Here is a 13,390-nt window from a genome sequence, read left to right as displayed (position 1 = left end):
GGTTTGATGATTTTATGATTCCTGGTACCAGCCGTGTGCTTTGCGGACATTTACCAGCGCCCGCAGAATGTCGTTCCAGGTTTGCTGGTTGTACATCACGTCGTTCGGGAACATACAGCCGTCCCAGCAAATATGACGGAATGCCTTGGTCACATTGCCATTTTCATCCCTCAGCCAATATCCTGCATCGTGGACAATGTCCAGCTTCCCGTTTGGATCTGTAGCCAGACAGTGGCGGCCTGTTTTATCATGCGAACCAGTTCCATGAACGGTTCCATCATTTTGGGCAACGTGGAAATCGAATGTCCAGGGACGTAGCGCAGCAGTCATCGTTTTGAGACCTTCATCCAATGCAGCGCGGTTACTCCACTCAAAATCAACCGGCAATACGCGGTGTTCAGGAGCATTATAACCCAGCAGATAAAGGAAAGTATGCGACATATCTGCCTGGAAACCCATATTGGGGCGATCCACCGCTTCCAATGTTTCCAGCATGGTTTTCCAGCTGTGCATCGCGCCCCAGCATATCTCGCCTTCGGCTGCGATCTTTTCGCCAAAGTCGGCTGCTACATCGCAGGCTCTTCTGAATGTTTCGGCAATCTGCTTGGTGTTTCCGGCAGGATCAACAGACCACGCTTCCGGTGAGGACGCCGAATCCACACGGATCACCCCACCCTGGCGAATGCCCAGCTCACGCAGTTTTTGACCAAAAACACAAGCTTGGCGTACCTGCTCGATGAATTCGTCGCGGGCTTCTTTGGTACCCATCGCCGAGCCAGCCCAAATGTTGGCGACAAGGCTTCCTACTTCGAGGTTATACCCGCGCAGTTTGTCGGCCAGGCGCGCCGGACCGTCACCATCAGCCATATAAATGCCGACGTGCGGTTCAAAAAGGCCCAAATCGATACCGTCGAATTTCACGCCGTCCACCTCAGCGGCGGCGGTTTTTTCGAGCATGGTATCAAATGCAATAATCGGTTCAGAATCAGAACCTTTCCCCACAATCCCAGGCCATGTGGCATTGTGAAGTTTGGGATAATTATTTTCAGGCATGGTTTAAGAATTATTTGGTTGGTATTACAAAATCAGGTCAGGGTTACCCGGACCGAAGTGTTTCAAAATCACGATCGGATCAGTTTTCGACGGGTTGCTGATCACAACACCTTCGACCGCTGCCTTTTCGCTTACAAAAAACTCATCATTCGTCAGTTGTCCGTAGCGGATCAATGCAGGTGTTTCGATATCCCACTCCCCAAACTTGCCGTGGCCCTGCATCACGATCATTCCGTATGCGCCACCGTCTTTAATGGTCACGGTTTGCCCCGGGAAGACGGTCAGTTCCTTGGCACTGTAAGCTTCGTTTTTATAGCAAATCCAGTTTTCGCTATATCCTTCCGCTTCCATCTCGGCAACATCTTTCACCGGTTTCGGACGCATGAAATGTTTCTCCATCAAATTAGGATTGACATTCAAATCCCAGTCGATTACTTCCATCAACAAATCGTAATCGCCAATTCTGTCTTTCGGCGTACCTTTCCAAAGCAACTCCTCAGGAATAACGGCCTCGTTCACAAGCGATTGATACATAGCAAAAATATCTGATGCTTTCTGTGGCTCATAAGTACATAAGCTGCCAGGCGCGTGCAACATGCCGGGAGGCACATCCCAGCCAGTTCCCGGTTCAAGACGAAATGCCTGAGAGTAGTTCGTGATTTTATTGTCACCCTTGGTGAAGTTCATCAGACACTCCTTGATTTGCTCTTTGGAAGTACCGGGAGCGATACCAATGAATGTATAAGGAAAATCACCGCCATGGTTATTGAGTTGTGGCGGGAAATAGTAGGCTTCCGGCTTTCCATTCTGGCCCACCATCGCAGCGTGCTCGTCTCTGTGGTGGATATGGTGTGGAAGCGGTCCCATATTGTCAAAAAACTTGGAATACATCGGCCAGCTTTTGTATTGGTCCCAAAGTCTGTCGCCTATGATTTCGCCTTTCAGCTCTTCCACCGCGTCCCGCAATGTCACTTTCTGAACCCCTGATTCGTCTTCCAAAACGATTTGACTCAAACCTTCATTTTCGCCCGTAAGTGGCCCATTTTCCGCAGGCGTTGTGGACGACAGCCAGCGCTCGTCGATCCCGCCACGCTCTCCGCCCAATACATAATAGTCATCAGGGTGTAATTTGATCCTGCGGCCAGGAACGCAGAAAGAACGTGGTACCCACGTAGGCGCCAGACGTAAAATCCCTTTTCCCTGCTCTAATGCCTTTTCAGCTATACTTGAAAGTCCCATTGTTGGTTTTAAAATTGGTTTTATATAAAATACTCCTCAATTGTTTCCTTATCAGTCAATACAGTCAGTTCCAGATCATAAGACCGTGTTTCTTCCGGTTCTATAAAAATCAATGTCCCATCTTTTCTAGCTTTTGCCTGCCCGGAAAGCGGGTGCGTGCTGGGTTCGAGGCCTGTCACATATTCGCCCTTACCCCAATGCTGCCAGTTAGCCATCCAGGGGAGCTGTTCTTTTTTGAATTTCAATCCTACCGCGAAGCCTATCTTCTCATTATGAATCCCGCAAACACTATCCCCGAAAATATCCGCTTCAATATCCACCAGCGCCACTTCCTCGCCGCTGCCCAAATGATCGTCGAGCGGAGCGGGGCATTTTTTAAATTCATTTCCTTCCTTGAAAATCTTTGCATTCTCCTCGCCATTTCGCGGGTACCATTTTCCTTTCCAGAGCATGTCCGCACCTTCGTCGGCCAGCGGCCAGCCGAAATTGAAATGGTATAGCAGCATGTGTGGGGCTGCGGTATTGGCTTTATTAATGACCTCGTCGTGAATTCGGATACCGGGCTGTCCCAATGTGGCGGAAATCGTCCTTTTCAATTCCAGGCTCGGGCCAAATGGCTTGGTTTCGCGGACAATGCCGGTAATGCTCATTTCCAGTTTTCCAGCCCGCAGATCCGGCTGAATGATCGATACCACTTCGGCAGGTGTATTGCTAATCAAACCATGCAAACCCCGGTCGCCGAAATCATCCGATTCCGGGCCGCCGGCGTGCGAAAGTCCGCAGGTAGTCAGCAGGCCGCCGCCGAATGTTCTCAGCCAATCGATGCCTTTGTCCGAAAACGGCTGCGAATAAGTAATCCCGCCATGACTGATCCACGCCAGACTATGCTGATTATAAAATGCCTCGGCAATATCCATCGCCCGGTCGATCACGATCTTGATCCGCAGTCCCGCCCCGGTATTCAGCCAGGCAATGCGTGTGCCCCTTCCGGCACCATTATCCAGTACAGAAGTCTCGATCCCGCCAACCTGCACATGATTGGACACTTTATCTTTCCAGTCCGGATTTGAATCGCTACGCTCCATTTTTATACTTTACCTGAAATTTGTTTCGGTGCGCCGCACCTTATTCTCATTTTATATTTAGTGCTACAAATCTTTCGGTGCTCTCCACCTTATTCTCAATTAACACTTTTACATTTCTACAGGTCTTTGGGTGCTCTGCATCGTTCAAAAGGCGCAGAGCGCCGGAAGATTTGTAGCAGCGTTTCTAAACATCCTCAACCGGAAGGTGCAGAGCACCGCAACAAAACGCACAAGTACTTGTATTAACATCCCTCAATTGCTCTCAGGCTGACAAATCTTTCAGCCAGCCTCTAACCCGCTCATTAAAGTCCGGCGTATCTTCGAAATGAAACGCATGCCCCAGTTTCTCATACAAAAACAACTCAGCCCCTGGTATCCCATTCGCTACTTCCTCCGCCATCCAGACCGGCGTAAATATGTCTTCCCTGCCACCAATCACTAATGTTGGCGCACTGATTTTACCAAGATCCGGCAGTGCATTGTGATTGATACAAGCCGCTGCCTGTCCTTCCAGACCATGCAAAGGCTGAGGGTGCGGATTTACGGCATCCTGCTTTCTGCCCAGTTCCAGTTCTTCGTGTTTTTCAGCATTATCCCAGGAGGATTTTGAAAAAATCAAAAGCTGGATGTACAGGCTGAATTCCTCCGGCCTGAACCTCGCCTTGCTATTCATAATGTGCTGAAAAAGCGATTTGGCGTAGTGATCGCATCTCGCCCAGGGACACATTAAAACCAGTGATTTCACTTTATCGGGGTGACGTATTGCAAGCTGCTGCGCGATCGTGCTGCCCATCGAGCAACCTACCACACTCACTTTTTCCAGACCCAGAAAATCCAGCAGCCCGGCATAATCATCCGCCATCTGTTCCGAAGAATATGGACCGGTCGGTTTATCGGTCTGCCCCACACCGCGGTTATCCCCTATGATGCAGCGAAAATGATGTTTCCAATCGGCCACATGCACATTCCACACCGAGCCGGGCGCGGTAATGCCCATGATCAAAAGCAATGGTTCACCCGAACCACGCTCTTCATAGTACATATTAATTCCGTTGGTTTTGATGGTCGGCATGGCGGAAGGCTATTTCAGTGCGGGGATTAAATCTTCCTGGATCCACTTGCCATCGTGCAGCGTCACAAAATCGGGATCTTCCAGCGCCTCTTCGCCTTCGTCTTCACAAATGATCCAGCCGCTGTAGTTGATATCTTTCAACCATTGGGTAACGCCCAAAAGATCAACTTTTCCTTTACCCATCAGCGTAAATTCCGGCTCGCCGTCCCAATCTTTATAATGTACGTGGTTGATCAGCGACTGATATTCCTTCATTTTGGCAAGCGGGTCCATGCCACCATTAATGATGTGGCCCACATCAGGCGTCCAGCCGGTAACCGACGAATCCAGCGATTCAAGCACAATTTTGTAATCTTCCTCAGTGCGGATAATGGAGGTATGCGGTGAATTCGGGTGGTAGCTGCAAGGCACGCCTTTGTCAGCAGCCCTTTTTGAAACGGTATTGACAATGTTGACGAGCCGCTTTTGACGCTCGGCCAGGTCATGTCTTCCGGTGGGTATCTGCACGGTATTCAAAACCGCGCCCGGGAATCTTTGCAACACCTTAATAGCATGGTCGGCTACTTCGCGCTCGCGCTCGGTTTCTTCCGCTTCATTCCAATCCAGGGCGAGGGCCAACGCGGCCAGCTCAATACCCTGTTCTTTTAATTTAGCTTCCAGTTTATCCGGATCGACCAGATCGCCCATCCAGGTGAAAATGGGCTGTATTCCCGTGAAACCGGCTTTTGAAATGATCTCGATCATGTGTCCCAGGCGGCCCTTGTGGGTTTCTCCGCTGCCACTCATAAACCAGGTATAAACTTCTGACCCAAAACGAAATGGAATTTGCACCGACATTGAATTTTTATGAATGTTTGAAAAATTATTTCTCTTTCTTTTTGACAACTTCGCCCGGCATGATCAGCGATTCAAATCCCGCCAGATCCGAAGGTTTTACATTGGCCTTGTATCCTGTAAAATTGAATGTGGTCGGCTTGTACGGACCAACAAACGCAATGTCGTTATTCGCCTTAATGTCTTTCTCCATTCCCAATCCCCAGAACATCGCATTGATCACCATTCTCCTGAAACCTTCATTGAGAATGTCTTCGGAAGCCCCATGGGTAGTCGTAAATGCACGTCCGGATTTCCTGGAATCCACTTTATAATCGCGAATCCAGGCAACCGGCAGCAATTTCTTGGTTTTATCCGGCTCCGAAGTGGCGGTCATACCATTCAAAACCTCGCCCCGAGCCAGCACGGTACCCTTAGGCTCAGCCGTATATCCTCCCGATTGTACCCACATATCCTTCACGCCGCGCATGATCGGATGGTTCTTTTCGGAAGGTTCAATGATGATCCTCGACGATTGTTTGTGATTGGTGCCATAATGTGAAACCCAGGTTTCGCCCAGCACATATTCGCCAAAACCATCTTTCCACTCGGCTTTCGGGCCTTTGTAGTTCCAGGTGTAATGTTCCCATTTCGGGTCATTTTTTATTTCAAAAGCGTGGGTAGAAGTCCGGAAAGCGACAATCGGCCCGCCACGTTTGATGTAGTCGTCGATATGCTGCATTTCCTTATCCTCGAAATGCGCAAAGCGCATGAACATGACGAGCAGGTCCGCTTTGTCCAGTACTTCAAGTCCTTTCAGATTCGAACTTCCGGGATAAATGTGATCGGTGCTATCCAATGCCCACACCACCGTGCAGGTAAAACCGTAACGTTTGGCAAGAATACGGGCCAAAGCCGGAAGCGATTCCTCTCCGCGGTATTCATGGTCGGTAGCGATGAAAACAATGTTTTTGCCCACACCCGGGCCTTTATCGCCTTTGTAAACAACCCGGTATTTAGCCGCGTCGCCCTGGGCAAAACTTGCCGTCTGAATGCAAAGGAAAAGCAAAGTGCACAGGACCGGTTTCAAAACCATTTTCATAAGCATATCGGTTAAAGGCCGTGTTTCAGAGACATTTCACGGATGAATTTGTAGCCGCTCTCGGCAATGTCCCAGGGATCATTAAACTCCCGCCAAACGCCGATGGCATTGGCAAAGCCCGGATCATTTCTGGAAAAAGCCTCAATCGTAAGCCAGCCCTGGTAGTTGATCGCAGCCAGCCCGGCGAATGCATCGTCCCATTTCACCTGCCCGGTGCCGGGGGTTCCGCGGTCGTTTTCACTGATGTGTACGTGGGCTAACACGGGTGCTATGGTCTGCAGCGCGGAGACATAACTTTTCTCCTCGATATTGGAATGATGGGTGTCGAACATCGCCTTCACATTGGGGTGGTTTGCGGCCTTCACCAGTTTCAAAAGCTGCTCCATTGTATTGCAGAGATAACATTCGAAGCGGTTCAGCGCTTCCAGCGCAAAGGTAATGTTGGCTTGGGCAGCATAGTCCGCAGCCGTGCTTAGCACTTCTCCGGCCAGCGCATATTCCTGATCTTCGGCAGGACGGTTTACAAAAATGGTGTGCCCCGAGTGAAACGGACCGCAGATGATTTTTGCGTTCAGCTCATGCGCGCGGTCCACGGCCCATTTGATTTTATCCAAAGCTTTCTGGCGCACGTCCGCCGATTCACTCACGGGATTGTCGTCTTTACCCAGCGTCATTACAGCCGTGGTTTCAAGGCCTAGGTCTCTGGTAAAATTACCCATCCGCTGGTAAGCGGCCGATTCCTGAGGGCCGAGATAAAATTCAACACCGTCATAACCGATCCCTTTCAGTCTTTCGATGATCGGAAAAAGGTCGTCCGAAACCGCCGCCGTCCAGGCGAGTACATTAAATCCAATTTTGTTCATTGTTGCTGATTTTGCCTAGCTGTTAGCTTTCAAAAAAACTTACAGTTGTTTGATGCGCAGGTCCTTGTATTCCACCTTCATAGGCGGTCCAACGTGAACCTGTACACCTAAAAGGCCTTTTTTAGCTCCATTTACCGTGTCATTATCGGTAACATCGCTCATGAGGACGTCATTGATGTAATGTTGTAAATGATTTCCCTTGATCACCAGCCGGAAGGTATTCCAGTCTTCGCTCTTAATCAGGGTTTTAAGCGAGTCGGAGCTACCGAGTGAACCTACTACTTCAAAGCCCGTCCAGGCATTGGCTTTTACGCCAGCGCGGATTGCCTCAGGTGTTTTTTCGCCAGTGTATTGTTTGATTACGGTTTTCTGCCCGCGGTAAGCCAATGTTGTTCTTTTGCGCTCCTCGTAGTTCTGACCGGTGTAGTTAATTTTACCGTCGATATCGGCCTGGTAGCCTTTTAATGCAAAAGGGACATCGGTGAGTTGTTCGCTGCGGTAGTTGATACCGGAGTTACCGTCTTTTGCAATTTTAAAGGAGCCTTTAAATTCAAAATCGCCTGGTTCGCCGCCACGCCAGATGATGAAAGAATTGGTCTTAAGAAGCGTTTCGGGAGTAATCTCCCCTACCAGATTACCATTTTCCACCCTCCAGTATTTGGGATCTCCATCCCAGCCTTTCAGCGTTTTACCATCGAAAATTGAAACGAACCCTTTTTCTTTCTTTTGGGCTACACTGGAAACATGCGTGCCTATTGTCAGCAACGCAGCTATGACAAATCCGGCCTTGATAAATCTGGAACTCATTGGAGATTAAATTATAGGTTTAGTGACTTTTCAGGTAATTATTACCCTTACAACAAGGTTTTCTTTCCACCTTAATACTCTTAAAAAAGCAGAAAATAATATCCAAAAATTCCTAAAAATATCTAAGCGACTATCCTGTACTAACCTGCTTGTCAGGGAAGAGGATCACCCGATATTTTTTGTGCCGGATCATAAACGGCGACACCTACACGGGAATCTGCACAGCCGTAGTACAATAGCCATTTCTTTTTGAAATACACCATACCCTCAATAAACACAGTACCAGCCACATACTGACCGCTTTTCTCGAAAGCTTCCATCGGACGAAAGAACGGAACGTCCAGCCTGGCGAGCAGTTTGGTCGGGTCATTCTTATCAAAAAGAACCTGGCCGGCACAGTAACTATTGGGCGTAAACCGTTTATCACCGTCTTCGCCCTTGTCGTTTTTGCCGTTGTATAAAAGCACAATTCCCTTCTCGGTAACAATTGCAGGCGGTCCGCATTCGGTCAGGTTACTGTCAAAATAGCCTTTCCTTGGTGAGATCAGGTTTAACGGATTCTGGTCTTTGCCAACCACCGGTTCCCAGTTGATCAGGTCGGTTGAAGTGGCAACATTTACGTTGGCCTCGCCGAAATACAGCCAATATTTGCCATTGATTTTTGCAATGACCTGTTTGTCGCCGACCAGCTTTGTCACAATGGAAGCAGACTTCGTCCAGATCTGGTTGAATTTGCCGTTATAGGCTTGGGCAAATGCAGGTCCGTGTTTTTCCCATTTGATCAAATCCCTCGATGTGGCAACGCCGATCCGGGCTTTATCCTGATTCCATTGGGTATAAAAGATGACATACATGCCATCCTCAGTCACTGCAACTCTTGGATCCTCGCAACCGCCTGGCCACTCATTGGCTTTCTGGCTGTCCTCTCCCGGATACAGAACAGGTTCTTTCCTTCTTTTAAAAGTGATGCCATCTTCACTTTCAGCATATCCCAATCGCGACGTACGCTTTCCTATCTCGCGGCCGGCTTTGTCCTCGGCGCGGTACAGCACTACTATTTTGCCATTTTTGATCGTGGCCGCCGGATTAAAAGTGTCGTTGGATTCCCAGTCGATGTTCTTTTTGTTCATTGGACAGAAAAATATGGAAGTTGCATCGGGAGAAATAACCGGGTTGACACCCTCCGGACGTCTAAAACCACCAAATGTCCAGTCCGGAAGCCTGTTTTCTTTCTGTGCATAGCTTTCACCAGAAAATACCGATAGTGCAATCAGCAATCCAGCAATAAAATTTTTCATAGATATTCTTTAAGTTATCAAATAGAATCTCAAATATAGATTTTTTAGAATCAAATCAACGGCAATAAAAAATCCGGCAAGATTTCTCTTTCCGGATCGGATTTATAATGAATGTGAATGGTTTTATTTATTGGCGACCAAATTCACATCCAGCGTAAAATCGTTTTCAATCGCCTTATCTCCCAGATTTTCGAAGAAATTGGCGGAGCGAAACTTGATATCATATTTAGTGCGGTCAACCACTACTTTTGCGCTTGCTGTTACTTTCTTAGCATCGGCTTTTACAGTGGCCGGGAATTTCACATCCTGTGTAATGCCTTTGATGGTCAGTTTCCCGGTTACGTCGTAAGCATCGCCGCCTTTTGGAGTGACAGAAGAAATAACCAGGGTCGCCTGCGGATGTTTTTCGACAGAGAAAAAGTCATCGCTTTTAAGGTGCCCGGTCAGCTTGCCATTCATTTCTTTATCGGTTACGTCTGTAACCACCAGGGATTTAACATCGGCTGTAAAGCTGCCGCCTTTCAGTTTATCACCATCCACGATCAATGACCCGCTTTCCACAGGTACGGTACCAGCGTGCGTTCCGGTTACTTTTTTGGCACCCCATACGATCTTGCTGCTTTTTGTATCTACAGCCAGCGTCTTATCCTTAGCCGTAACCTTACCTGGTCCGCCAGCAATCGCAGCAGCATTGATTAACAAGCCTGCCACCACAAATACAAACATTTTTTTCATAGTCATTTTCATTGTTTAAAGTGTAGAAAGAATTTTTTGTAATATAAAAAGATACTTCAAATTAAGAGAATCGCACAGAACGTTGTACGTGGTTTCCGGTTACCTCGTTGCTTCCTGCTGCAGAAGTTTGAAATTAGCGAGTTGTTCCAGGATTTCCTTGCCTTCCGGCCAGTCGCCCAGCCCGGAAACTGCATTAATATGCCCTTTTTTACCAATATTGATAAAATTGCTGCCCCAGTTGCCTGCAAACACTTTGGACCGTCCTATGCTGGCATAAATATCATTGGTACTGGCAACCACAATGCTTTTGAAAGGAAGCGAACGCACCGGAATAGGTGTAAAACCCACTACAAAGTTGAGGCGTTTCGAAAGCTCGGCATCGGCAGGTGCAACCAGCAACGCCCCTTTTATCCATTCAGAAGTATGAGACTGTGCCCAATGGGCAACTGTGATACATCCCAGGCTGTGCGCTATTAAAATGGTCGGCTCGGTCAACGCGCTGATTTGCTTTTGCAGCTGCGCCACCCAATCCTCCCTCACAGGCCAGTCCCAGTTTTCCTGCTTTACCCTGCTAAAAAGCTGCGGATGTTGTTCTTCCCAAATCGTCTGCCAATGTTGCGGACCGGAACTTGCCAGACCGGGAACAGTCAGAAAATGCATGCTCATTATGGTTATACCCTCATTTAAATGATCTTGTAAAGGTATCGACCGCTATTTATTTATTCTACTACAATAATAGATTAAACTTCGAGCAGCCAGGTTTTCACTTCCGTGCCATCACACACCTGAAACCGAGGTTGTTGCTTCCACTTGTCACCTCCCCTTTCCCCCTGCTTCCTGCCTTATACCTGATGCAATATTCATCACTGCACAAGAATGATCCGCCTCGCTGGACACGCTTAACCGCCCCTGGTTCATCAGGATCGTAGCTGTCTGACGGGCCTTTAGGATTGTCCTTGGGGCTTTTTGCATAGTAATCCGGGCGGTAAAGGTCCTCGCACCATTCCCATACATTGCCGTCCATATCGTACAGCCCGTACGGATTAGCAGGAAAAGTTTTGACCGGCGCGGCGGTCAGAAATCCATCTTCCTTTGTATTTTTATCCGGAAAACTTCCCTGGTAAATATTGGCGACCCATTTGTTGCCCGGCTTCAGCTCATCGCCCCAATAGTAGGTATGGTTTCCCCGTCCTCCCTGCGCCGCAAATTCCCACTCTGCTTCTGTCGGCAATCTCTTGCCAGCCCATTTGGCATAAGCTGCGGCATCTTCATACGAAATATGGATTACAGGATAATTTTCACGTCCTTTTGTTGAGCTCGACGGCCCCTCGGGGTGTGCCCAATTGGCACCAGGCACGTACGACCACCATTGCAGGGGGTTGTCAAGCGAAACCCGGGTGGGCGTGGGTGTAAAAACAGCTGAGCCGGGAACCAGTTTGTCGGCAGGGACTCCGGGATAATCAGCAGGATTCAACGGGCGCTCGGCAACCGTTTTGTAATGGGTTGCCTTTACAAATGCTGCAAATTCGGCATTGGTCACCTCATGCTCGTCCATATAAAATCCATTCACCGAGACCTCGTGCATAGGCCGGGAATCAGGAAATTCATCTGCCCCCATCAAAAATTTACCTCCCTTGATCCAAACCATTCCGCTGGTGTCGCCTTTCACTTGGGTAACATAACTTGCGTTTGTGATCGCGGAAGCCCGGGATGGGATGCCGTCCGCAATACAATGTGCCAGGCTGTCCGCTTTTCTTTCTTCGGCAGTCTGCTTTTTCTCGCACCCCAACAATACAAAACCGAATAGCCCCGCAATACTTATTCTGAAAAAAATGTTTTTTGAAAATTTCATATCCTCAACTATTAAACTCGTGCTCCTAAAACTCACTGCTTTTTATCTGGAATACATCCTGCAAAACCTGCTTTGCTGCATGATAACCGCACATACCATGCACACCGCCGCCCGGAGGCGTTGACGAGGAACATAAATAAATATCCTTTGCTGAAGTACGGTAAGGCGACACTGCCAAAACCGGCCTTGAATACAATTGAAAAATATCCTGCACTCCCCCATTGATATCCCCACCCATGTAATTCGGGTTGTAAGCCTCCATTTCCACTGTGTTCATGCTGTGTTTTGCTTTAATTAAATCCCTGAAACCCGGCGCAAAGCGCTCCACCTGATTTTCGATGGCTGAGGTCATATCTACAGTGGAGCCGTTTGGAACGTGGCAATATGCCCAGGCGGTATGCTTTCCCCGGGGTGCCCGGGTGCTGTCGAATGAACTCTGCTGAGCAACCAATACAAATGGTTTTTCGGAATGTATGCCTTGGGAAATGTTCTTTTCATAATCTGCGATTTCCTCCAGCGTATTACCCAGATGTACCGTTCCCGCTTCCCTGCATTCTTTGGCTGTAAATGGTATGACACCATCCAAAGCCCAGTCTATTTTAAAAACGCCTGCGCCGTATCGGTATTTTTCCAACCTCCTTTTGTACGACGAACTCAGTTGACCGCCGGCGATTTTCACCAACTGTCTGGGCGTAATATCTGCCAAAACTACCTTCGACCGGGGTAATTGTGACAAAGTACTCACCTCGAAACCTGTTGCAATCTCGCCGCCCAGGGACTGAAAATAAGCTGCCAATGCATGTGCAATAGATTGGCTTCCACCTTTTGGGACAGGCCAGCCGGTGAGGTGTGCAGCGGCCATCAGCATGATCCCGAAGGCTGATGTAGCCACATTTTGCAAAGGCTGTATCGCGTGTGCCGCCATTCCCGCCCATAATCCCCGCGCTTCCATTGTTTTAAATCTTTGCCCGCCCCTTATCGCCGAAGGCAGCGCTTTCAAACCAAATTTTACCAGCGCACCTGGCCTGTCGGGCCAGGTCAGCGGGCCTAACAACGCGGGTAAAAGAGCAGGTAGATCGGCAACCAGCGGTCCCATAAAATCGCGGTATACGGATGCATCACCTTTTAATTTGTCGGCCGTATCTTCCAACGACTGCTCTAACGTAGCCGCTGTCCCGTCATCAAAAGGATGTGCCGCTGCCCGGGTCGGGTGTATAAATTCCAGCCCAAAGTTGCTTAACGGCAGTTTTTTAAAAAAAGGCGACAGCAATGCCATCGGATGAACTGCGGAACAAACATCATGCACATAACCGGGCAATGTTAACTCCTGAGAACGCATTCCGCCACCAACGGTTGACTTTGCTTCCAAAATCAAAACAGAAAGCCCCGCCAGCTGCAGTGTGATCCCCGCCGCCAGTCCATTTGGGCCGGATCCGATAACAACCGCGTCGAATTCTGTTTTATACACGTT

At 48.7% G+C, this 13,390-nt stretch carries 13 protein-coding genes; all 13 read right to left on the bottom strand.

Annotated features, from left to right (window positions below):
• Positions 1 to 12: 12 nt before the first annotated feature.
• The 13 genes from AC1XUF_RS09135 to AC1XUF_RS09075 all read right to left on the bottom strand — a co-directional run bounded on the left by AC1XUF_RS09135 (position 13) and on the right by AC1XUF_RS09075 (position 13,387).
• Positions 13 to 1,053 (bottom strand): sugar phosphate isomerase/epimerase family protein, encoded by a 1,041-nt coding sequence (locus AC1XUF_RS09135; RefSeq protein WP_483341458.1) that lies wholly within the window; start codon positions 1,051 to 1,053, stop codon positions 13 to 15.
• A gap of 24 nt (positions 1,054 to 1,077) precedes the next feature.
• Positions 1,078 to 2,292 (bottom strand): class I mannose-6-phosphate isomerase, encoded by a 1,215-nt coding sequence (locus AC1XUF_RS09130; protein WP_483341456.1) that lies wholly within the window; start codon positions 2,290 to 2,292, stop codon positions 1,078 to 1,080.
• Positions 2,293 to 2,312: 20 nt separating this feature from the next.
• Entirely contained in the window at positions 2,313 to 3,377 is a 1,065-nt protein-coding gene (locus tag AC1XUF_RS09125; protein WP_483341454.1) for an aldose 1-epimerase family protein, read from the bottom strand.
• A 262-nt stretch (positions 3,378 to 3,639) separates the two neighbouring features.
• Positions 3,640 to 4,449: an alpha/beta fold hydrolase gene (locus AC1XUF_RS09120; protein ID WP_483341452.1), complete on the bottom strand. Its 810-nt coding sequence runs from the start codon at positions 4,447 to 4,449 to the stop codon at positions 3,640 to 3,642.
• A 9-nt stretch (positions 4,450 to 4,458) separates the two neighbouring features.
• A complete protein-coding gene (locus AC1XUF_RS09115; protein ID WP_483341451.1) occupies positions 4,459 to 5,286 on the bottom strand; it encodes a sugar phosphate isomerase/epimerase family protein in 828 nt (275 codons plus the stop codon).
• 25 nt (positions 5,287 to 5,311) lie between these two features.
• Positions 5,312 to 6,364, bottom strand: coding sequence for a ThuA domain-containing protein (locus tag AC1XUF_RS09110; RefSeq protein WP_483341449.1), 1,053 nt, complete (start codon positions 6,362 to 6,364; stop codon positions 5,312 to 5,314).
• 11 nt (positions 6,365 to 6,375) lie between these two features.
• Positions 6,376 to 7,227 (bottom strand): sugar phosphate isomerase/epimerase family protein, encoded by an 852-nt coding sequence (locus AC1XUF_RS09105; RefSeq protein WP_483341447.1) that lies wholly within the window; start codon positions 7,225 to 7,227, stop codon positions 6,376 to 6,378.
• Between the two features lie 39 nt (positions 7,228 to 7,266).
• A complete protein-coding gene (locus AC1XUF_RS09100; RefSeq protein WP_483341445.1) occupies positions 7,267 to 8,034 on the bottom strand; it encodes a 3-keto-disaccharide hydrolase in 768 nt (255 codons plus the stop codon).
• Positions 8,035 to 8,186: 152 nt separating this feature from the next.
• Positions 8,187 to 9,332, bottom strand: coding sequence for a glycoside hydrolase family 130 protein (locus AC1XUF_RS09095; protein ID WP_483341443.1), 1,146 nt, complete (start codon positions 9,330 to 9,332; stop codon positions 8,187 to 8,189).
• Positions 9,333 to 9,455: 123 nt separating this feature from the next.
• The gene (locus tag AC1XUF_RS09090; RefSeq protein ID WP_483341441.1) at positions 9,456 to 10,067 is read right to left on the bottom strand and encodes a YceI family protein; all 612 of its coding nucleotides are present in this window, start codon (positions 10,065 to 10,067) and stop codon (positions 9,456 to 9,458) included.
• Positions 10,068 to 10,166: 99 nt separating this feature from the next.
• Positions 10,167 to 10,727 (bottom strand): RBBP9/YdeN family alpha/beta hydrolase, encoded by a 561-nt coding sequence (locus AC1XUF_RS09085; RefSeq protein ID WP_483341439.1) that lies wholly within the window; start codon positions 10,725 to 10,727, stop codon positions 10,167 to 10,169.
• Between the two features lie 103 nt (positions 10,728 to 10,830).
• On the bottom strand, positions 10,831 to 11,919 hold the full coding sequence (locus AC1XUF_RS09080; protein WP_483341437.1) for a formylglycine-generating enzyme family protein: 1,089 nt from the start codon (positions 11,917 to 11,919) through the stop codon (positions 10,831 to 10,833).
• Positions 11,920 to 11,944: 25 nt separating this feature from the next.
• Complete coding sequence (locus AC1XUF_RS09075) at positions 11,945 to 13,387, bottom strand: phytoene desaturase family protein (RefSeq protein WP_483341435.1); 1,443 nt, start codon at positions 13,385 to 13,387, stop codon at positions 11,945 to 11,947.
• Positions 13,388 to 13,390: the final 3 nt, after the last annotated feature.

The organism is Dyadobacter sp. HNCC25DJ185, assembly GCF_056895195.1.
This window is presented reverse-complemented; position numbering and strand designations above follow the sequence as displayed.

Coding starts and splice junctions, on each gene's coding strand:
- AC1XUF_RS09100 (WP_483341445.1), bottom strand. CDS start 8,034: ATGAGTTCCAGATTTATCAAGGCCGGATTTGTCATAGCTGCGTTGCTG.
- AC1XUF_RS09110 (WP_483341449.1), bottom strand. CDS start 6,364: ATGAAAATGGTTTTGAAACCGGTCCTGTGCACTTTGCTTTTCCTTTGC.
- AC1XUF_RS09135 (WP_483341458.1), bottom strand. CDS start 1,053: ATGCCTGAAAATAATTATCCCAAACTTCACAATGCCACATGGCCTGGG.
- AC1XUF_RS09130 (WP_483341456.1), bottom strand. CDS start 2,292: ATGGGACTTTCAAGTATAGCTGAAAAGGCATTAGAGCAGGGAAAAGGG.
- AC1XUF_RS09080 (WP_483341437.1), bottom strand. CDS start 11,919: ATGAAATTTTCAAAAAACATTTTTTTCAGAATAAGTATTGCGGGGCTA.
- AC1XUF_RS09085 (WP_483341439.1), bottom strand. CDS start 10,727: ATGCATTTTCTGACTGTTCCCGGTCTGGCAAGTTCCGGTCCGCAACAT.
- AC1XUF_RS09120 (WP_483341452.1), bottom strand. CDS start 4,449: ATGCCGACCATCAAAACCAACGGAATTAATATGTACTATGAAGAGCGT.
- AC1XUF_RS09125 (WP_483341454.1), bottom strand. CDS start 3,377: ATGGAGCGTAGCGATTCAAATCCGGACTGGAAAGATAAAGTGTCCAAT.
- AC1XUF_RS09090 (WP_483341441.1), bottom strand. CDS start 10,067: ATGAAAAAAATGTTTGTATTTGTGGTGGCAGGCTTGTTAATCAATGCT.
- AC1XUF_RS09105 (WP_483341447.1), bottom strand. CDS start 7,227: ATGAACAAAATTGGATTTAATGTACTCGCCTGGACGGCGGCGGTTTCG.
- AC1XUF_RS09095 (WP_483341443.1), bottom strand. CDS start 9,332: ATGAAAAATTTTATTGCTGGATTGCTGATTGCACTATCGGTATTTTCT.
- AC1XUF_RS09115 (WP_483341451.1), bottom strand. CDS start 5,286: ATGTCGGTGCAAATTCCATTTCGTTTTGGGTCAGAAGTTTATACCTGG.